At 43.0% G+C, this 20,172-nt stretch carries 17 protein-coding genes and 1 pseudogene; 16 read left to right on the top strand and 2 right to left on the bottom strand.

Going from position 1 to position 20,172, the window contains the following annotated elements:
- Positions 1-496: 496 nt before the first annotated feature.
- The 7 genes and pseudogenes from B9T62_RS17300 to B9T62_RS41810 all read left to right on the top strand — a co-directional run bounded on the left by B9T62_RS17300 (position 497) and on the right by B9T62_RS41810 (position 8,778).
- Entirely contained in the window at positions 497-2,812 is a 2,316-nt protein-coding gene (locus tag B9T62_RS17300; RefSeq protein ID WP_087916408.1) for an AraC family transcriptional regulator, read from the top strand.
- Entirely contained in the window at positions 2,809-4,287 is a 1,479-nt protein-coding gene (locus tag B9T62_RS17295; RefSeq protein ID WP_087916407.1) for an extracellular solute-binding protein, read from the top strand. The genes B9T62_RS17300 and B9T62_RS17295 overlap by 4 nt, the downstream gene beginning before the upstream one ends.
- Before the next feature lie 244 nt (positions 4,288-4,531).
- On the top strand, positions 4,532-5,485 hold the full coding sequence (locus B9T62_RS17290) for an ABC transporter permease (protein WP_245864619.1): 954 nt from the start codon (positions 4,532-4,534) through the stop codon (positions 5,483-5,485).
- A 37-nt stretch (positions 5,486-5,522) separates the two neighbouring features.
- Positions 5,523-6,395 (top strand): carbohydrate ABC transporter permease, encoded by an 873-nt coding sequence (locus B9T62_RS17285; RefSeq protein ID WP_087916405.1) that lies wholly within the window; start codon positions 5,523-5,525, stop codon positions 6,393-6,395.
- 110 nt (positions 6,396-6,505) lie between these two features.
- The gene (locus B9T62_RS17280) at positions 6,506-8,029 is read left to right on the top strand and encodes an extracellular solute-binding protein (RefSeq protein ID WP_087916404.1); all 1,524 of its coding nucleotides are present in this window, start codon (positions 6,506-6,508) and stop codon (positions 8,027-8,029) included.
- 249 nt (positions 8,030-8,278) lie between these two features.
- Positions 8,279-8,580: pseudogene (tnpA, locus tag B9T62_RS17275) on the top strand (IS200/IS605 family transposase); the annotation flags it as partial.
- Positions 8,581-8,658: 78 nt separating this feature from the next.
- Positions 8,659-8,778 (top strand): S-layer homology domain-containing protein, encoded by a 120-nt coding sequence (locus B9T62_RS41810; RefSeq protein WP_245864617.1) that lies wholly within the window; start codon positions 8,659-8,661, stop codon positions 8,776-8,778.
- A 301-nt stretch (positions 8,779-9,079) separates the two neighbouring features.
- Here the strand turns inward: B9T62_RS41810 and B9T62_RS17270 are convergent, their stop codons facing one another.
- The gene (locus tag B9T62_RS17270; RefSeq protein ID WP_087916403.1) at positions 9,080-9,298 is read right to left on the bottom strand and encodes a helix-turn-helix domain-containing protein; all 219 of its coding nucleotides are present in this window, start codon (positions 9,296-9,298) and stop codon (positions 9,080-9,082) included.
- A gap of 110 nt (positions 9,299-9,408) precedes the next feature.
- Here B9T62_RS17270 and B9T62_RS17265 point away from each other — a divergent pair, with 110 nt between their 5' ends.
- The 5 genes from B9T62_RS17265 to B9T62_RS17245 all read left to right on the top strand — a co-directional run bounded on the left by B9T62_RS17265 (position 9,409) and on the right by B9T62_RS17245 (position 14,654).
- Positions 9,409-9,681, top strand: a complete 273-nt coding sequence (locus B9T62_RS17265; RefSeq protein ID WP_087916402.1) for a DUF6809 family protein — start codon at positions 9,409-9,411, stop codon at positions 9,679-9,681.
- 174 nt (positions 9,682-9,855) lie between these two features.
- Positions 9,856-11,481 (top strand): RNA polymerase sigma factor, encoded by a 1,626-nt coding sequence (locus B9T62_RS17260; protein WP_087916401.1) that lies wholly within the window; start codon positions 9,856-9,858, stop codon positions 11,479-11,481.
- 415 nt (positions 11,482-11,896) lie between these two features.
- Entirely contained in the window at positions 11,897-13,114 is a 1,218-nt protein-coding gene (locus B9T62_RS17255) for a glycoside hydrolase family 5 protein (protein WP_087916400.1), read from the top strand.
- 297 nt (positions 13,115-13,411) lie between these two features.
- Positions 13,412-13,795, top strand: coding sequence for a hypothetical protein (locus B9T62_RS17250; RefSeq protein WP_087920307.1), 384 nt, complete (start codon positions 13,412-13,414; stop codon positions 13,793-13,795).
- Complete coding sequence (locus tag B9T62_RS17245) at positions 13,788-14,654, top strand: DUF4240 domain-containing protein (RefSeq protein WP_087916399.1); 867 nt, start codon at positions 13,788-13,790, stop codon at positions 14,652-14,654. Before B9T62_RS17250 ends, B9T62_RS17245 begins: the two co-directional genes overlap by 8 nt.
- Before the next feature lie 266 nt (positions 14,655-14,920).
- Here the strand turns inward: B9T62_RS17245 and B9T62_RS17240 are convergent, their stop codons facing one another.
- Positions 14,921-15,145, bottom strand: coding sequence for a helix-turn-helix domain-containing protein (locus B9T62_RS17240; RefSeq protein ID WP_245864482.1), 225 nt, complete (start codon positions 15,143-15,145; stop codon positions 14,921-14,923).
- A 676-nt stretch (positions 15,146-15,821) separates the two neighbouring features.
- Here B9T62_RS17240 and B9T62_RS17235 point away from each other — a divergent pair.
- The 4 genes from B9T62_RS17235 (at position 15,822) to B9T62_RS17220 (ending at position 20,069) form a co-directional block, all read left to right on the top strand.
- Complete coding sequence (locus tag B9T62_RS17235) at positions 15,822-16,199, top strand: GntR family transcriptional regulator (protein ID WP_087916397.1); 378 nt, start codon at positions 15,822-15,824, stop codon at positions 16,197-16,199.
- The gene (locus B9T62_RS17230; protein ID WP_087916396.1) at positions 16,196-17,074 is read left to right on the top strand and encodes an ATP-binding cassette domain-containing protein; all 879 of its coding nucleotides are present in this window, start codon (positions 16,196-16,198) and stop codon (positions 17,072-17,074) included. Before B9T62_RS17235 ends, B9T62_RS17230 begins: the two co-directional genes overlap by 4 nt.
- Entirely contained in the window at positions 17,067-17,753 is a 687-nt protein-coding gene (locus tag B9T62_RS17225) for a hypothetical protein (RefSeq protein WP_087916395.1), read from the top strand. Before B9T62_RS17230 ends, B9T62_RS17225 begins: the two co-directional genes overlap by 8 nt.
- 270 nt (positions 17,754-18,023) lie before the next feature.
- Positions 18,024-20,069 carry a serine hydrolase domain-containing protein gene (locus B9T62_RS17220; RefSeq protein ID WP_087916394.1) on the top strand — a complete coding sequence of 682 codons (2,046 nt, stop codon included), beginning with the start codon at positions 18,024-18,026 and terminating at the stop codon, positions 20,067-20,069.
- Positions 20,070-20,172: the final 103 nt, after the last annotated feature.

The raw sequence follows: 20,172 nt of genomic DNA, 5'->3' as shown, positions 1-20,172 counted from the left end.
TTTGTTATTCTTAGCCTCCTTGTCGCACCGTGTGGTATGACAGGCTCGGACGAGTAATACATGGAACACCAGGGGGCTCTAAGTAGTAACCATGTTAGTGGGTAATATCAACAATGGAAGACTTTCTGTAACAGTAAACTCAAGCTATAATTTGACTCAATCGCGGCCCAAAGGACAGATTATCAAATGATCAGTTTTCTGTCCGGAGATACTCCAAGCAAAAGAGAAACAGGCACAAGTGAGGGGGGGGGGTGATTGGTTACCTTGATCTTTTTATACATGGTAGCGTTTACAATTCCGGAGCTCCGGGTTCCGCGGAAAGGTAGATGAGTGTGAAATGCGGATTAAAGACAGCACAATGCCCAAGAAGTTATATAAAGTCTATTGTGCGAAACTCAGTTAGGACGGATGATATAGGTTCTCTGAAGATTATCATCTGCCTCTTCCGGGAATAATTCCGTTTGCATTAATCAATGGATATACAGGAGGAATAAGGTTGAGCAAATACTTGCTAAAATTGGTTTCATACAGTCTAGTGTTGGGGATTCTGCCTACCCTATTAATCGGTTTCGCTTCTTACTCTATTGCTTCGAGGGATATGGAGAAGAAGGTCAAGGAAGTGAATATGCAGTGGCTGGCTCAGACCCAAATGCGTGTGGAACAAATGCTGAAGTCAACTGAGAAATCAGCCACACAATTTGCCAACTCATCACTTGTAAAGGCATCCATGAACACCTCTTTATCTTCGTCCGATTTTGAATCTGTCCGGGAACTCACCCAAGAACTATACAATCTGCAATCGAGTGATGCGATTATTACGCAAGCTTATCTGGTTAATCTTGAACAGAATTGGGCACTCAACCTGAATGTCATGAAGCCGTTGAATCAATTTGAGAACCGGCAGGAATTTATGGACAATGCCAAACAACCGAAAAGCATTTTTTGGTATACAGGTTTGTCTGCTTCCAACGCGGATAATTTCTATGAACCTGTGGAAACGATTACACTGGTTCACAAGATTCCCATTCTTCCACAAACCGATAAACCACAAGGACTTCTTGTCGTAAATATCATTGCATCCGAAATTCATGAAGCGCTGGAATTATCCTCTAATACGTCGGATCGGAACTATATCCTAAACCGAACCGGGGCAGATATTCTAGGGTCCGATTCGAACAAAAAATGGTACGAAGAGATTAATCTGGCTGTGGTTAACCAATTGGAATCAGATCCAGAGCAGCAGCAGGGAATATTAAATACAAGGCTGGATGGGAAAGAAGTAGCCGTATTATATAGTGCCTCCAATTATAACAGCTGGACTTATATTTCCGTGGTAGCCGTCGGGGAACTGAAAAAGGAAACAAAGAAAATTGCCGGGTTAACGATGCTTGTTTGCCTAACCATCCTGTTGATCGTCGTTGCGGTAGCCATGTACGGAAGCCGACGGATGTATCGTCCCATTGGTAATTTGCTTAATGTAGCCCGAGAGCTTGATTCTTCAAATCTGGATCAACGGCTTCCGCGGAACAGAGATGATCTGGAGTTTATCAAATGCAGTATACAATCTCTTGCAGGATCTCGAGACCGGTTGGAGCAGCAAATAATAGGCCAAACGAGTCATTTAAAGGAGTTTTTTGTATTAAAATTATTTACGGGTCAAATCAGCGAGAACGATAATTTGTTCCGCTCTGATATATACGGCTTCCCCGCAGGCTGGAGGCGCCTGGGTGTCCTCGCGCTTCAGATCGATAATCTGCAAGAAACCCGATGCAGGGAGGAAGATCGGGAACTGTTGCTCTATGCGGTCAGTAATATTGCCCAGGAGGTCTTGCCGGCTTCGCTCCGTTTTCCTCCGATTACTCTGAGTCAATCCCAGGTAACTCTGATAGCTACGGAATTAGAAGATACGGAAGCTGTCAGGAACATACTATATGAGGCTGCAGAGTGCATAAAAACGAACGCGGAGAAGTATTTGCAGATCCAGGTCAGCATTGGAATCAGCAATCCCTTTCTTCAACTCACCGATACTGTTAAAGCGCTTGGAGAAAGCTTATATGCGCTTAAGGCGCGAATCAGTCTTGGCCCGGAAATTATCGTTCATTACGGCGATATCGAGAATCATTCACACGTCGATCATTACGAATATTCCCACCTAAAGATGCTGGAAAAGAGAGTTGTATACGCCATCAAAGAAATGCAGCCGAACAGCGCAACTGAGTTGCTAGGGCAGTATTTGGATACCTTACTATACAAGGATCGTGCTATATATGAGCATCAAACACTGCTCTTGCAATTAGCCTCCAGACTTCTGCGGATCGTCCAAGAGCAGGGCGTTTCGATCAAGCGGGTGCTGAAGGATGAAGGAGCCATAGAGAAAATATTCCATCTGCAGACACGCGAGGAGATCATTCATTGGTTTGAATCCAAATGGTTTGGCCCCATAATCGAGTTGCTATCTGAAAATGCCAAGATCCAATATGTAAAAATTGCAGACAGACTGGTGAACATGATTCAGGAGCAATATGATCAGGAGATTACGTTGGAATCATTCTCGAAAATTCTAAATTATCATCCGTTCTATTTAAGCCGCATCTTTAAACGGGAAATCGGTATACCGTTTAGTGATTATTTGACAGACTATCGAATGAAAATGGCCAAGGTGATGCTTGAAACAACAGATATGAAATTATCAGAGATCAGCGAGAAATTAAGATACAAGAATATTAGTTCTTTTATCCGGAGCTATAAGAAGACCTATCAGGTTACACCAGGCCGGTACCGGGAGAACATGATGAAAGGGGCCAGGGAATGAAGACTTATTCCGTTCTTCTGCTAAGTATCCTAATTGTATTTGGTACTCTTGCGGGTTGCGCTCCATTTGGCTGGAGCGACGAGAAGTCCTCAGCCAGTGCTCCATTCTATTTGCCCATTGGGGCGGCTTTAATCGGCGAGCTTCCTCCCAAGAATAATGTAGTGGAGCAAGCCATCGAAGCCTATACCCATACAGAACTGCAGTTTGAATGGATCCCGATGTCCGCTTATGATGATAAGCTAAGATTGATGATTGCCGCGGGAGAGCTCCCTAAACTGATCAAACTGGGGTATGCGCCGGTTTATATCGCTACGATAAAGGACGGCCAATTCTGGGAGCTGGGGCCGCTTCTCAAGGATTACCCCCATTTGTCGGCCCTCGATAATCAGTATTATAAGAATATTTCTGTTGAAGGGAGAATCTACGGTGTGCCGATCATCCGTGATTTCGGCCGCGCAACGATTCAATACCGCAAGGATTGGTTCGACCGTTTGGGGCTTGAAGTGCCGATTACGCTGGAGGACTGGTATCGTGTGGTGCGGGCTCTGACTTTGGAGGACCCGGATGGCAATGGAAAGCAGGATACCTACGGAATGGTTCTGGAGAAAAAGTATAATCAGGATGTAAGTTCTATATTGACTCGAATTTCAGTCTCCCAAGGCGGTCCGAACAAGTGGTTGGTGGAGAATGGACATTTTACGCCTGAGTTCATGACGAAGCCCTTCTTCGATACCATGAAGCTATTCAGACGACTATATAAGGAGAATCTTATCAATTCGGACTTTGTGGTAGTCGATACGAATGAAACTACCAAAATTTATGACTCAGGGCGTGCCGGGATACAAATTTCTGGAGGTAATGTCCAGACCTGGCTGGATAAGCTAACCAAGACTGTACCAGACGCTATCGTCGATGTAGCTCTCCTTACCGGTCCGGGCGGGATACGCTTGCCGGGTGAAGCGGGAAACGCCGGTTTTCTTGCAATTCCCAAGGATTCTGTGAAGACATTGGAGGAGGTCGAAAAAATACTGGATTTTCTTAACAAGCTCTTTGAGCCTCCTATGCAAACGGTTATTACCAAAGGAGTTGAAGGTAGGCATTGGGCCGATAGAGGCGATTACACCGAAGTCCTGAACCGAACCTTGGATCTTAAGGAGGTTAAGCCCTACAGAGATCTGCTACCCTTTCTGGCAGATGATCAGAGTTCCATTAAGCCCAGTCTTCAGCCTGAACTCTACCTAAAGAATCAGAAGATTGGACAAGTGAACAGAGCCTATATCGTAGAAAATCCGGCATTAACTTTGGAATCGGACACCTATAGAGAAAAAGGAAAGGAATTGGAGACCATAATCCTTGACGCAGAAACCAAATTTATCATGGGAATGATTGATGAAGAGGGTTGGAATGCCGAACTGGCGAAGTGGAAGCAGGCAGGTGGTGATCAGATGAGCCTTGAATATGAACGAAGCCTATAACAGGAGGCCAAATAACAAGCGGGTGAAGATCTGAGGATCTTCACCCGCTTGTTATTTTTGTTGGTTAAACTATCTAAAGTCTACAGCTAAGATATCCCATGTTTATTGCAGGTTGAAGAATGCCCAAAACACCCTGGGCAGTGATCAGGTTAGATCAGCCTTATAGTCTGTTATGGGAAAGTGAATTACTGTAGAAGCCAGAAACCAAGTGAAAACAGAGGAGGTTACGAAGATGAAGCAAGATATGGCTACTTCTACAGGATTACCCAACATACAAGCCCGTAAGGGCAAGCTTGCTACCCTGCTGCGTGATATCATCCGGGACAAGTGGTTGTATCTGATGCTGCTACCGGGTGTTATCTATTTTATTATCTTCAAATACGTGCCCATGTACGGGGTGACAATGGCTTTCATGGATTACAAACCCTACACCGGTTTTCTAGGTAGTCCATGGGTGGGATTCAAGCATTTCGAAAGATTTTTCTCGGAGCCGCAATTTGGTATGCTGTTCCGCAATACTGTTATCTTAGCCGTATACAACCTGGCTTTCTTCTTTCCCATGCCTATCATCCTGTCCCTCATGATGAATGAGGTGCGGCGTTCCAAGTTCAAGAATTTCGTACAAACGTTGATTTACATTCCCCACTTCGTTTCCTGGGTTGTGGTTGTAGGGATCTTCTATATGCTGCTGACGACGGAGAATGGAATTCTAAACGAGCTTCTGTACCAGATCACGGGCAAAAAAATTGCCTTCCTGCTGGAAGCGGAATGGTTCCGGACTATGATCATCTCCCAATCCATCTGGAAAGAAATCGGTTGGGGAACGGTGATCTTCATGGCTGCTTTGGCAGGCGTGGATCTGCAGCAATATGAAGCGGCGAGGATTGATGGTGCCAGTCGTTGGCGCCAGCTGTGGCATATCACGCTTCCTGCCATACGCAGCACCATTGTCATCCTGTTTATTCTGCGCTTGGGCAATTTCTTGGATTCCGGCTTCGAGCACATCTTCCTCATGCTTACTCCGACAAACCGTGAAGTGGGCGAAGTGTTCGACACCTACGTGTATACCAAAGGGATGACCCAGGCCCAATACAGCTACAGTGCAGCAGTTGGTCTCTTCAAATCAACAATCGGTTTGGTGTTGGTATTGGGTTCCAACTGGCTTGCCAAGAGGTTTGGAGAGGAAGGCATCTATTGATGCCCGCAATATAAGGAAGAAGGGAGGAGGATTAACTATGCCTCAAGATAAAAGCACCGGTAACCGGATTTTCGATTGCATTAACTACACCTTGTTGATGTTGATCGCACTGATTTGCGTATTGCCCTTTGTATATGTATTGGCGGTTTCATTCACAAGCCCTGCGGAAGTCGCCAAGGGTGGATTAATTCTGTGGCCGAAGGAATGGTCGCTTGCCTCATACCGGTATATTTTCTCGACAGATACGCTGTTCAGAAGCATGCTGGTATCCATCTACATCACGGTATTGGGAACCTTCATCAATTTGTTATTCACCTCGCTGATGGCTTATCCATTGGCCAGAACCCATTTGAGAGGCCGACAGGGGATTCTACTCGCTGTATTGTTCACGATGCTCTTCGGTGGAGGAATGATTCCCACCTATTTTGTTGTCAAAGCTATGCATCTGACGAATAGCTTGTGGTCCCTAATGATTCCGAATGCCATCAGCGCATTCAATCTGATTGTGCTCAAAAACTTCTTTCAACAGATTCCTGACGGTTTGGAGGATTCAGCACGGATTGACGGCTGCAACGATGTAGGTGTGTTGTTCAGAATTGTTCTCCCTCTTTCACTGCCGGCCATGGCTACTTTTGGATTGTTCTATGCGGTCGGGCATTGGAACCAGTTCTTTAACGCCATTCTTTATATAAACGATAGCCGGTTGTATCCGATTCAGGTTCTGCTCCGTCAGATTGTCATCTTATCCCAGAGCAGCATTGGTGACACTTCCATTGACAATACGGAAATCCAGCCACTTACGATCCGAATGGCAGTGATCGTATTTGCTACTGTCCCTATTTTACTGGTTTATCCGTTTCTTCAGAAGCATTTTGCCAAAGGGGTTATGCTGGGATCGGTCAAAGGCTGACCCTGATTATAGCTCTGCTACACGCTATGAACATCCATACGGGCCTATAAACATCAGTAGAGTGTATGGATCTACCATAGACTATATTATCAAACCGGAGGGGTAGAAAAATGAAGAAAAAAACGGCATTAATTATAAGCAGCGTAATGTTGGCCACCGTACTGTCAGCATGCGGCTCCAACAGCGAGCAGACCGCAAGTACTGCTAGCCCGGGTGCCAGCACCCAGGCAACAACAGAGGATAATACGCCTCTTGATCTTTCCATCGCCATCCATCAGGCCGGCGAAGTACCTGCCAAAGGAAATCCTATGGAGCAGGCCATTACGAAGTATACCAACACCAATTTGAGCTTTCAATGGATTCCGACTTCGGGCTATGACGAGAAGATTAACGTAATGATCGCCTCTGGAGAACTACCCAAGCTCATCAAAGTCAGCTATGTACCGACCATCATCAGTGCGATGCAGTCGGATGTATTCTGGGAGATCGGACCGTATCTCAAGGAATACAAGAACCTTGTAGCCCAGTCCCAGACCTACTATGACAACATTAAGGTGGATGGCAAGCTGTATGGAATACCTGTCTACCGGAACATCGGCCGTGCGGCCCTTCATTATCGCAAGGATTGGTTTGACCAAACCCAACTGACGGTGCCGAAAACGCTGGATGAATGGTATAACGTTCTTAAAGTTGTAGCCGACGAGGACCCGGATAAAAACGGGAAGAAGGACACTTACGGACTTATGTTGGATAAGAACTACAACCAGGGAGTAGCTTCGGCTCTGACGCGTATCAGCGTGTCCCAGGGGGGGCCGAATAAATGGAAAGTGGACAATGAAGGCAACTTCACTCCGGAATTTATGACGGATGAGTTTTTTAACACCATGAAGCTGTTCAAACGGCTGTATGATGAACAGTTGATCAATCAGGATTTTGCAGTAACCGATGCGCTTACCATTGATAAAGCTTATGAAGCAGGCCGTGTCGCTATGCGGATCTCCGGAGGCAACGCCCAATCCATGCAGACAAATCTCGTGAAGGTCATACCCACGGCAGTTATAGACGTTGCTTCTTTGGAAGGGCCAGCAGGAACCCGGGTCCCTGCTGAAAGTGGCAATGCCGGAATATTGGCTATTCCGAAGTCCTCGGTCAAAACCGAAGCGGAAGTGAAAAAAATTCTAACGTTCCTTGACAAGCTGCTGGACAAAGAGATGGTCAATCTGATCAATAAGGGTGTTGAAGGCAAACATTATAAAGTCGAAGGCGACTATACCCTTCCGCTTGATAAGGACGCGGATGCCAAAGAAGTGAAGCCTTACCGCGACACGCTGCTCCAACGCGGAGAGACTTACAACATGGATAAACGGATGAAGCAAACCGATCTGTTCGTGAAGAACAATAAAGTGGTTGCGGAGAATGATAAGTACGCAGTGGCCAATCCTGCTCTTACGCTGATCTCGGTTACATTCACTGAGCGCGGCAGCGAGCTGGAGCAAATAATCACAGACGCGGAAACCAAGTTTATCATGGGCAAAATCGATGAAGCCGGTTGGAGTGCGGAAGTCGAGAGGTGGAAAAACAACGGTGGGGAACAATTGATGGAAGAGTATAAAGCAGCCTATCTTAAAAAGTAAATAGTAATACCAGAAAAGGCTCAAAACCGTCTTATACATCTGAAAAGACAAGTAAGACGGTTTTTAATTGAAAATTTAATATTAAATCATTTTAGGGGAGACTTACAGAATTTTTTTGAGCGAGAAAGCCCACTCCTTTAGGTGTGGGATGATAGCGAGATTGGAACAGGCGTGTTCTAAGACACGTTAATTCCAACATTTTTTGGTTATCATGTTTCAGTTTTAAACATAAACTGATACAATTAATGTATGGATAATTATAGAAGAACCAACACAACCGTATCGCTAATCAATTATCACTTTGTTTTTTGTCCACAATATCGAAAGAAAATCTTTCTTAAATTTGATGTTGAAAGTAGATTTAAGATGTTTGTAATGATTTGAAAATAGAGATTATCGCAATCGAAACAGATCAAGATCACGCACATCTATTTTTGAATGCTTTGCCGACATTTAGTCCTGCTGATATTATGGCAAAAATTAAAGGAGTCACATCTAAACGACTGAGAGAGGAGTTTAAACATTTAGCTCATTTGCCTTCACTTTGGACACCGCAGGGAGCCGCGGATATCCAGAAATTCAGTGACAAATCGGATATAGCGTCATATGCAGTGGAAGGCGTTGCTTTCATGGTGAAGGAAGGTATTGTCAACGGAAACGGAGATACCCTCACCCCCAGAATAAATGCTACTAGAGCGGAAGCTGCCGTTATCATGTACAGAATCCAGCATTTTGCTGATTTCCCATAAACCCGAATTTTACCGCGATATCGTGACCGAAACGTGGAACTGCGAATCGTGGACGACGAAGGTGTTCTAAACGGCCTGGAATAGGGCTGGTTTGCACGGTGACCCGTAGGAAGGAAGCTTTGAGAGAAGTAGCCTTCTTGCGGGTTGTTTTTGCGGAAGTGTAGTCAGATTTGTTTATTTTGCTGCTGCGATAAGTATCAGTTATGGACTAACTGTCTGGCCGCAGCAAATAGGATTTTCGAGGAAATGACAAAAGCTCCTACAGCATAGTGCTGAAGGAGCTTTTGCGGCTTATGATACTCTAATTTTGGGGATAAGGATTTTTAAGATTTGTTCTGTTTAACAGATAGTCAGTACTTGTCTGGTGCAAATCAGCAAGTTTGATCAAAATGACTACGGGGATATTTACTTCTCCACGCTCATAATTACTATAGATTCGCTGACTACAACCGAGATATTCTGCAACCTGAGCTTGTGACATATCCTTATCTTCACGAAGGTTTTTAATCCTCTTATACATGGTAACCACCTCAATGTTCATCATACTTTAGCGATCAGACCGCTATTGATTTTTAGCGATATAATCGCTAAAATATAATTAGTATGATGAAATAGGAGGGGACTTAACCCATGGGCAGCCTTTTGGAGAAGCTTTTTTATGGAAATATTCGTCCCGACGAACGCATTCATCCCGTCAATCCAGAATACAAGTTACTGAACGAGAAGATTTCAAAGACAATTGAATCCTATCACAAGAAGCTTTCAGCGGAAGAGTATGATCAGTTAGAAAAGTTAATTGATTTATTAGGGCAAACGACTTCTATGTATTCGGCTGCCGCTTACACTGATGGCTTTCGGATGGGGGCTTTGATGATGATTGAGGTGTTGGGAGAAAGAATATAGATGGCCAGCAGACAGAAGGCACTGCAGGAAAGTTATGTTCGGTCGTTCATTGTCTGGTCATGAAACAGTTAGAGAAGTAGGTGCAGAGGAAGAAAATAAAAATCTGAAACCTCTCCAACAAAACCATTTCTGGCGGTACTTATATGGTGAGTACTCAAAAAGGCAGGTGAGAATATGGATTTTACTGAAACGCTAATTAAAGAATACGCAAAAAGGATATTTGGATTTGCATATTTGAAAACAAATGATTATCACAACGCCGAAGATTTATCGCAGGAAATTATCGTTGCGCTCTGTGATGGGACCATTGCGGATAAGAGTATAGAAAACATGGACGCATACATTTATCGAATTTGTTGTTATTCATGGTCGAAGTATTTGCGGAAGAGTAAGCCCGGGTGGGAAGCATTGAACAACGCAAGTGCTTTTGAATACATGGAAAGCGATGATAATATTGAAGAGGGCCTCATTCAAAAAGAGCTATCTGAGAAGCTACGACAGGAGATCATGTATCTCAGTAAAACGAAAAGAGACATTACAGTCATGTATTACTATGAGAACAAAAGCGGTAAAGAAATATCCAATATTCTCAGTATTCCTGCTTCAACCGTCAGGTGGCATTTAAGTCAAGCCAAAATGGATTTGAAGGAGCGAATTAAGATGACAACGGAAAATGGAATTTACAAACCTGTACGGCTTTGTACAGGGCGAAATGGGTGGGGAGAAAATGATGATCCATGTGGATTGCATTCGGATGTACTGATGCAAAATATTTGCTGGATTTGTCATGGCAAGGCACTAAGCTTGGAAGAAATCGCAAGAACTCTCGGTGTGGCGGCAGTTTATCTTGAAGATAAAATAGATAAGCTGCTTTATCTGGATTATTTGAAAATAGTGTACAAAAGCAAGTATCAGACAAATTTTTTTATTCCTGATGCTAGATATCAAATAACCGAAAGAAGATTTCACCTTGAAAACACATTGCCAATGGCAGAACAGTTCTATCAGATTACCGCGGTAGCGTTGAAGAGAATCAAATCAACTGTTTTTAATTTTACTGATTTTGATGATGATTTCTTGATGTGGCAATTTATGCCTATTGTGATATTACGAACGATTCAGAAAATAGACAGTGATATTATACAGGCTAAAGGTCTTCAGCACGCTTCTCCGAAGCGTAAAGACGGAAGCAAGCATTGGGCATGTGCAAGTGTTCGTATGAGCGATATTCTTGAAGACGCTCCCGATATTTCAGCGGAGCTTCGTGAATTTTGTTTGCAGGGAGGGGGTAACGGAATAAAACTGCCAGTTGCCGATAAAATGCATGCACTACAGTTTGATCTGGGATTCTTGGGAGGTCATCGCCATTTTGGTCCCACTGAACTCTCTCAACTAAAGCGAGTGCATGAGATTATCGTGAATGGTGAAGTCCCGAATAGCTATGACAAAGAAATCATCTCTAATCTCATAAGAAAAGGCTATGTTTCACATTCAGACAAATATCTTAAAATATTAATCCCATATCTTACTGAAACACAGATGCAAGCCGTTAATCGCATATTGCAAGCATGTTCGGATGAAATATTAAATAAAAAAGAAATAGAAAAAACATTCAATCAATACATTAGTACAATGAGTAAAGAAACACCAACATTTGTGGATGATAACGAACGTAACCATTTATTATCAGGATTTAGTCCATTTATTACTATTCTTTGGCTCTTACATAAAAATGGCTATTTAAGAAAACCTACGGCGGATGAAATTGAACGCATCTGCACTGTGGTTTGGGAAGCATAAAGAGTCCATCGCTGAATAAATCCCTTAATGCAGAACTATGGACATATCAAGGATAAGCCTCTCGGGTTCGGGACATTAGAAAATTGAAGATAACGAAAGAGGTGTGAAATGATAACAAAATTCATTAATATCGAAGGAATACATGGTTGTGGCAAATCAACAGAATAAACAAGGCTGTCTCCTAGAGGCAGTCTTATTTATTGTTCAACATGCTATTAAGAAAGTAAAACCATTATAGGTGTACTTGTTTTCCCATATATATGTTATTCTGGGAATAGCGAACGGTTATTTCCTTCGTTGAGAGGTTATGAGATGCGGAAGGGAGGGCATTCGGGTCTTCGTGTGGTCAACAACGTCCGGTTCAATGTAACCGTTTGAATTTTGCGCAATTACTATAATAAGCGGAGGTTCTGACATGGTAGGCAAAATGAAAAAATGCGGGGTTTACAGTGTAGCTCTTGTATTGCTGGCATCTGTTGTCTTTACCGGATGGAGCGCCCGGGCATCTGCGGCAACCCCTATTACATCGGATTTCAGATCATTGCAAGCTTCACAAATTGTTGGCGAAATGGGAGCCGGATGGAATTTGGGCAATCAGCTTGAAGCAACGTCAAATGGTACGCCAAGCGAGACAGCGTGGGGCAACCCCATGGTTACTCCGGAACTAATCAAAAAGGTGAAAGCGGCGGGTTTCAAAACGATTCGTATCCCGGTATCTTATTTAAATAACATTGGAAGCGCCTCCGATTATACGGTGAATGCTGCATGGCTGAATCGAGTGAAAACGGTCGTTGACTATGCCTACAATGAAGGCTTGTATGTCGTCATTAACATTCACGGGGATGGCTACAATTCTGTCCAAGGCGGGTGGCTTCTGGTGAATAGCGGCAACCAGACTGCCATTAAACAGAAGGTTCAGCGTGTATGGCAGCAGATTTCCAACAAGTTTGTCAACTATGACGAGCGGCTTATCTTTGAGTCGATGAACGAAGTTTTTGACGGCACTTATGGTAATCCGAATGCTGCTTACTATGCGAACCTTAATGCATACAATCAAATCTTCGTGGATACGGTCAGACAGACCAGCGGCAACAATAGTGCAAGATGGCTGCTGATTCCGGGTTGGAATACAAATATCGACTACACCGCTGGCAATTACGGCTTTGTTCTTCCAACCGATACGTATAGATCCTCTACAATTCCCGGTTCGGAAAAAAGAATCATGATCTCCGCACACTACTATTCCCCCTGGGATTTTGCGGGTGAGGAATCAGGAACGATTACACAATGGGGGGCCTCTGCAACGAATCCTGCCAAGAAATCGACCTGGGGGCAAGAGGATTATCTGAATTCGCAGTTCCAATCTATGTATAATAAGTTTGTTGCCCAAGGTTACCCTGTGGTGATCGGTGAATTCGGTTCGATTGACAAGACTGCCTATGATTCAAGCAATAACGTGTATCGTGCTGCTTATGCCAAAGCGGTAACGGCAATGGCCAAAAAATACAAAGCAGTGCCGATCTATTGGGACAACGGCTATAACGGCCAGCATGGCTTCGCTTTGTTTAACCGTACAAACAACGCCATAACCCAGCAAGGCATTATTAATGCAATTATGCAAGGCATGCAATAATCCGTCGAACGGCAGTTTTGTTCAAAACGGCACGGGCCTGTTCATGGGCAAGCGCCGTTTTTTGCATTGGGAAGCTTTGAAACCGTAGACTTTCCTACACATGCCGTGTTACAGTTGGGTGGATTTTACAACAATGCCGGGATTATTGAATGGGAGGCTGGTCATGGACTATATTCGTGATTATACGATGTACGCTGCGATCTTCGGGATGATCGCGTGTATTTAAGCATTCAGAACTGGACAGAACCAAAAAGGAAAAAGCTCTTTCAGTATAATATGGAAGTGAGGAACGAGATAATGTTCTTATTCATCTCATCAATAGTATTTTCAATCTTGATGGCTATTGTAATTCTTTTTCAAGCAGGACTAGCTGTAGGCATGCCGTGGGGAAAGTATGCGATGGGTGGGAAGTTTCCCGGGAAGTATCCAGCTCCAATGCGTGTAGCTTGCTTGATTCAGATTGTTGTGTTAACTTTCTTGGCGCTAATTGTGTTGAGCAAATCGGGGAATATACTTCCTGGTTGGTTTGAATTTGTTAATGTAGCTATTTGGTTTGTTGTTGCCTTTTCAGTGATTGCTACAATCTTGAATCTCATTACAAGAAGTGTTTGGGAGAGAAGAATATGGGCACCGGTATCTTTGTTGCTGCTTCTAACTAGTCTGATAGTAGCTATTGCGTAATAAGGAGCAAAAGGGAGGAGCTTTCATCCAGGTAATAAAGAACCCTGAATTTCTAGCAGAATATTTATCTGAAGATCATTTGCAAGAAGATGTATTTGCACCCCAATTGGAAGAGATGTTATCAGTTGCTTCCGACGCGTACACATATCAAAGAACCGGAATATTCGAGTATAACGATGATATAAACACTGAATTTTATAATGAGCTAGAAGCTCGAGGCTATAAATTTGAAGCAATAGATATTGAAAGCATATCATTTTTATTCATAAGGAAGGTGAAGAAAATTTTGAATGAGTCTCCTATATTCGAGATTAAGTACGAGTTATTTGAAGATGATGTGGAGGAATTAAAAACGATCGATGTACCTACTTTCGATAAAGAATGGCATCAGATCTACGGTCTATTTACCATAGTTATTGATGGTCAAGAGCTATTCCCTTATCCAACTCAAAATATGCCGTTATCAGCTAAGAAGACATATTCTGAACTGATACTTACCCATTTCAAACTACTCGTTGATGTGTATAATACTCTGAAATCATCCGATTATGTAGCATTAAAATATGTTGAAAATCCTTGGACGTGGTTAGAAATACAAGCCGATAATGATAACCTGGTATTAAATGAATTGAAATATGAGATAGTACCCTTAGAAAGTTTGATTTGTACCGACAAGTTTCTTCTAAAAGATGCACCATACGATTCATTTTCAAATGTTAAAATACATAAAAATGATTTTTTTAGTGAGATAAGAAACAAAATAATCAATTTTGTATTGGATATACAAGCAATTAACAGTGAAATTTTAGCTTCCGCTTATTTTTCTAGTGTTTTGAACTTTTATAATATCCATAAATAAAACTGCACAATCACTCGATGTTAAATATGAGTATCAACAGATATCAAATTCTGGTATTAACAATAATGTGGCAAAGAACAACAAATCCTCAGCCATCAAGATAGGTTTGTCATTCTCGGTATGAGGATGCTGAGTAGACGGAGGAGGCAGAAGGTTAGGCTTCTTTATTATTATTTTTGGATATTACCTATCAAAGTGACAAACTTTTTGGTTAACTGACAAACAAGCTCATGTGGTTCGTCACACGAGCTTGTTGTTGCTGCGTATTATTCTTTTTTGCCCGGATAGCGCTTAGGGTTGTCTGTCTGACCTAGAATATAGTCGATGCTTACTTTATGGAAACTGGCTAGAGTAATTAAAACGGCGCTCGGGACATCCAAATTTCCATTCTCATAGCGGGAATAAGTGGCTTGTGTGATATGTAAAAGCTCAGCCATTTGTTGTTGCGTCAGGTCTTTGTCTTCGCGTAAGTCGCGGATTCTTTTATACATGCTCATCACCCAAGCCAAGTTTACTTTATGCGAAAAATGCATATTGATATTTATGCGGTTTTCGCATAAAATTTATACGTGGAAAGGTTTTAGTCTGCGAAGGGAGGCCTAATGAATCATATTGGAGGATTTTTATTATGGAAAGTTGCGCCCGAATGAGTTAGTTAAGCCAAATGATCGGAATTCCAGAAGATTAATCTGAAAATCACTGAATCCTTACAAATGCTCAAAGAGCATCTATCCGAAGAAGATTTTGAACAAGTCGAGAAGCTGTGATGAATATAGATGCATCAATGACTTTAGAATATAAGTTTGATATAAAGATTGATGAATAGATTTGAGAGTATTTCGAAGAAGGTAATTATATCGCCTAACGGACATTATGAATAACCAAACGTTATATGAAATTACTGTTAAACAAAACGGAGAGTCCTAATAATAGGACTCTCCGTTTTGTTTATTTAATTGTTCCTCAACTAATTCTACGATGTATCGGGGCGGCATGTACGGGTCTGATCGATGAACATACAGCAAAGAATCGCCGAATTCCCTTCATCTAAGTAACAGGGCACTTCCTTTAGCAGGAGTGTCTTTTTTGTTTTTCATTAGGGGTTGACACTTCCTTGGAGCAGCATTATAGTGTGTTGCAATACCAACATACCGATAGGGTGATTGAATGAAAACAAATTTTGACTCAAGTCAGCCCATATTTCAACAAATTGCCGAAATGATTGAGGATGACATTCTGAATGGAACGTACCAGGAAGATGATCAGATTATCTCAATGGCGCAATTTGCAAGCACCTTTCAAATCAATCCGGCTACCGCTGTGAAAGGAATCGGGTTGCTTGTGAGCGAGGGAATTCTATACAAGAAAAGAGGGCTGGGTATGTATGTTGCCCAAGGTGCCAAGCAAACTATAATGGGCAAAAGACGAATCCGATTTTATGATGAGATGGTTTTGAAATTGCTCGAAGAGGGGGAAAAGCTGGGAATGACCAATGAGGATGTTATTGAGATGATTAAAGAACGGAAAGGGGCTGACCGAAAGTGAGTGTGATTCTTGAATGCTCGGGCCTGACCAAAAGCTATGGTAAAAACGAGGCTGTTCGCCATTTGAATATGACACTGGAGGAAAACACGATATACGGACTGTTGGGCCGCAATGGAGCCGGAAAAACCACGCTGCTTAACATGATAACTGGAGGCATTTTCCCTACCTCCGGTCTGATTGAAGTTTCGGGTTCGCATTTGGAGCGGGGCGAGCTGCCACCGGAGACCTGTTATATTAGGGAGAATAATCTGTACTGGAGAGGGGCCAGAGTTATTGAGATTCTGCAGTTTGCTTCGGCATTTCATCCCCATTGGGATTGGCCTTTTGCAAAAGACCTGCTAAACACCTTCAAGCTTAATCCCAGTAAGAAAATCCGTCAGCTGTCCAGAGGGATGGAGTCCCTTGTCGGTAATATTATTGGTCTCGCAAGCCGGGCTCGGTTAACCATTTATGACGAACCCATGCTTGGACTTGACGTATTGATCCGGGAGAAGTTTTATAGAATTCTAGTCGAGGATTATGCGAATTATCCACGAACGATTGTACTGTCGACCCATCTAATTGACGAGATAGCTAAAGTTGTTGAAAGTGTCTACATTATGGACGCTGGCACGATCTTGCTGCATGACGACGTGGACCATATCCGCGAATATTCCCATGTACTTACGGGCAGTTCTGAAGCCGTAAAACAATTTACTAGTGACAAACTAGTAATCTATAACGAAATCTACGGGAAAGGCACTCTTTCGGCACTTTATGGCGCACTTGGGGATAAAGACCGAGTACAGGCAAATAAGCTGAGCCTCACGATCGAAGGGCTTACGCTTCAGAAGTTTTTCTCGTATCTGGTCGAAGGAGGTCGGCGGATTGAATAAGTTAACTGTCATACTGAGAGCATCCTTTCTGCAACTCAAGCTGTATCTCTACGTTATTCTAGGCGTTGTTGCTGTAAGTGTTCTGGCAAACATAATCGTAAGCCTGTCCATAGGCCCCGGCGAGAACTCGCAGGTCTCCGCCGCGAATATTCTTACCGTGTTTTTGATTTTCGTCGGCAGTATTTTGCCAGCACAGCTTTTCAGAAGGGTTGTTAATTTAGGGGCAACCCGCAAGGATTATTACTACGGAATATTGTGGGTGTATATAGTTTGTGCTGCTTTTTTTGCGGTACTCAATACGGTATGGTTTGAGTTGGAAGTTTCTTTTATCCGCAGCTACGAAACTACATATAATATTCTTGAGATTTTCGGCTGGAGTCAATTCGGCATAGCCGGCATGCTGATTTACCAATTTGGAGCATACTTGCTTCTCTTGTCACTGTTAAGTCTTTTATTCTCGGGAATGCGCCATATCATAGGGTGGATCATCTGGGTGATTATCATTGCTGCCATTCCGATCTTTACATCGATTGCGCCACTCCGGCACAAATTAGCCAACGGATTAATGGTGTTGCTCTTCAATGATTCGCTACTGGCTGGTTTGGGGCTAACCTTCTTGATTTCTTGTGTACTTCTGGCTGGCGGATGGTGGTTTACGGCAAAACGCTCTATATTTTAAGGGGCTTGCCAGCTTCTTCATGTCTTGGGCGAATTCAGCGCGCTCAGGACATTTTTTATATAACATCATCCTATGCGCTCCCCTTGGTGGAGCCTTTTTTATTTGTCGAGATGCCATGAGTATGACCACCATGCTTATTGGCTTCAGGATTTTGGCATGGTTTTATGTGTGTTGACATTTTATTGGAGTGGTATTATAGTATGCTACAAGACTAACATACCGATATGGTTCAAGCGTCGGATGTTTGTACAACGAGGGGTGGGGAATTTCATGAAGAAAATATTTTCGGTCTTATTGGCCAGCAGCATAATGCTAACCTCTTCCATTGCATTTGCGAAGGAGCCGAACCGTCCGTTGCAAAAGAAGGCAGATGAAATTGCCAATACTTTGGTCACTCAATATGGTGAGACGAGCGTACAATATGCACTTATGGATAATGGAGAAATCATTTTATCAGGAAGTAAGGGTGTTTACGCTAAAGATAGCGACCGACCGATTACCAAAGATACCATGTATGGGATCGGTTCGGTTAGCAAAATGTATGCTGCCGCAGCCGTGATGATGTGGGTTGACCGTGGTAAACTGAATTTAGATGAGCCTTTTGTAACCTATGTTGCAGATTTTAAAATGGCTGATGAACGTTACAAGCAGATTACACCTCGAATGTTGTTAAATCACTCATCAGGTATTAATGGCACCAGCTACGGGAACACCTTTTTATTCGACGATGTCAACCCGGACTTACAGGAAGATGTACTTGCCAGTCTTCGAACCCAGACCTTGAAAGCCAATCCCGGTGAATTTTCCGTTTACACCAACGATGGCTTCACGCTGCTTGAAATTTTGGTAGCGCGATTAAGCGGCATGAGCTATTCCGAATTTATCGAAAAAAACATCAGTGAGCCTTTAGGTCTTCAACATACGAAAACGCCTATGGATGAGTTTGACCGGACAGCCCTTGCCAGAACCTATCTGCCGAACTTTGAGGGGGCGTTGCCAACGGACGCTATAAGCGCGGTTGGAACGGGAGGCATTTATTCAACAGCCGAAGATATGACCAAAATGGCAGAAGTATTAATGGGTAAAACAGATTTACTGTCCGAGAAGTCGGCAAAAGCCATGTTAAATGAAGAATACAAAAATGGGCTTTGGCCATCCGACGGCGATCAGAACTTTTTTGCTTATGGACTTGGCTGGGATAGCGTAAATTTGTATCCGTTTGGGGATTACAATATCCAAGCAGCGTTTAAAGGAGGAGACTCGGTTTTATATAAAGCCGCTATGATTGTACTTCCAGAATATAATATTTCTGTAGCGGTGGCCTCTTCAGGCGGCTCGTCTGTTTTTAACAGCATGCTGGGAACCGGGATTTTGAAGGAATACCTCAAAGAAAAAGGGATTATCAAAGAAATTAAGCCGGACAAGACATTCACTCCTCCTGTAAAAGTTCAAATGCCGGAAAGCTTGAACCAATACAATGGTGTCTATGCGGCTGCAGCGGATAGTCCTAAGGAGATTGAGATCAAAGATGGAGAAATCGATATGCCTGTATTATTGGGAGGGTACATTCCAGCACAGAAGTATGTGTATGTGGGGGACGACCACTTCAAGAGTGAAGACGGTACGGTTACATTAAGTTTTGAGCAGCAGAACAACGGAATTACCTATATCAAGGCCAGCGCTTATTTAAACTTTCCAGGGCTAGATCAAAGCAGCCTTACGTTTTATGATTCTCAAAAAGTAGAGCCGGTTCAGTTGAACAAGGCGGTGTCAGATGCATGGACAGAGCGAGTCGGCAAAGACTATTTGCTGCTTACGGAAAGACCAAGCTCAGAAGCACTGTTTGTTCCTTTGGTACCGAGTAAATTATTGATTGACGTAAAAAACGGGTATGTTGCCGGAAGTAAGATTCTTGATGAAAACAATGCCGTAAACGCAGTACAAATTCCCGTAGCCTCGGGCAGGGATACGACGGATTTGAAATTTTATAAAGAAAACAATGCAGAGTATCTCAAAATGTATAATATGACTTTTATTAATAAAGCCGATCTTCCGTCCATGTATGAAGGCAAGACATCCTCAACTACCATACAGGCCAATGGATTTGCCCGTTGGTATCAGATTAACGACAAGGCAGCCAACAAAACAATAACAGTTAATTTACCTACAAACACCAGTTTTGCAGTCTATGACGAAAATAATACATGTGTAAGCTTTTCAACCGTTAGCGGGAAGAACACAGCTAAGCTTCCGGTGAACGGATATGTTGGATTTTTTGGCAAGGCATCCGACGTATTTTTGATTACACTAAAGTAAGTGGATCTTAAAACTAATTGAGGATTAGTTTAGCTGCAGGTTACTACTTAGAGCCCCCTTGTGTTCCATGTGTTACTCGTCCGAGCCTGTCCTACCACACCGC

Origin of the sequence: Paenibacillus donghaensis (assembly GCF_002192415.1) — a bacterium.
Lineage (GTDB): Bacteria > Bacillota > Bacilli > Paenibacillales > Paenibacillaceae > Paenibacillus_AQ > Paenibacillus_AQ donghaensis.
Note: the sequence above shows the minus strand (reverse complement) of the source record. Positions and strands in the feature narration are given on the sequence as shown.

Excerpts from the sequence above, each read along its gene's own strand:
- B9T62_RS17295 (WP_087916407.1), top strand. The coding sequence starts at position 2,809 with ATGAAGACTTATTCCGTTCTTCTGCTAAGTATCCTAATTGTATTTGGT.
- B9T62_RS17290 (WP_245864619.1), top strand. The coding sequence starts at position 4,532 with ATGGCTACTTCTACAGGATTACCCAACATACAAGCCCGTAAGGGCAAG.
- B9T62_RS17285 (WP_087916405.1), top strand. The coding sequence starts at position 5,523 with ATGCCTCAAGATAAAAGCACCGGTAACCGGATTTTCGATTGCATTAAC.
- B9T62_RS17280 (WP_087916404.1), top strand. The coding sequence starts at position 6,506 with ATGAAGAAAAAAACGGCATTAATTATAAGCAGCGTAATGTTGGCCACC.
- B9T62_RS41810 (WP_245864617.1), top strand. The coding sequence starts at position 8,659 with ATGGTGAAGGAAGGTATTGTCAACGGAAACGGAGATACCCTCACCCCC.
- B9T62_RS17270 (WP_087916403.1), bottom strand. The coding sequence starts at position 9,298 with ATGTATAAGAGGATTAAAAACCTTCGTGAAGATAAGGATATGTCACAA.
- B9T62_RS17265 (WP_087916402.1), top strand. The coding sequence starts at position 9,409 with ATGGGCAGCCTTTTGGAGAAGCTTTTTTATGGAAATATTCGTCCCGAC.
- B9T62_RS17260 (WP_087916401.1), top strand. The coding sequence starts at position 9,856 with ATGGATTTTACTGAAACGCTAATTAAAGAATACGCAAAAAGGATATTT.
- B9T62_RS17255 (WP_087916400.1), top strand. The coding sequence starts at position 11,897 with ATGGTAGGCAAAATGAAAAAATGCGGGGTTTACAGTGTAGCTCTTGTA.
- B9T62_RS17250 (WP_087920307.1), top strand. The coding sequence starts at position 13,412 with ATGTTCTTATTCATCTCATCAATAGTATTTTCAATCTTGATGGCTATT.
- B9T62_RS17240 (WP_245864482.1), bottom strand. The coding sequence starts at position 15,145 with ATGTATAAAAGAATCCGCGACTTACGCGAAGACAAAGACCTGACGCAA.
- B9T62_RS17235 (WP_087916397.1), top strand. The coding sequence starts at position 15,822 with ATGAAAACAAATTTTGACTCAAGTCAGCCCATATTTCAACAAATTGCC.
- B9T62_RS17220 (WP_087916394.1), top strand. The coding sequence starts at position 18,024 with ATGAAGAAAATATTTTCGGTCTTATTGGCCAGCAGCATAATGCTAACC.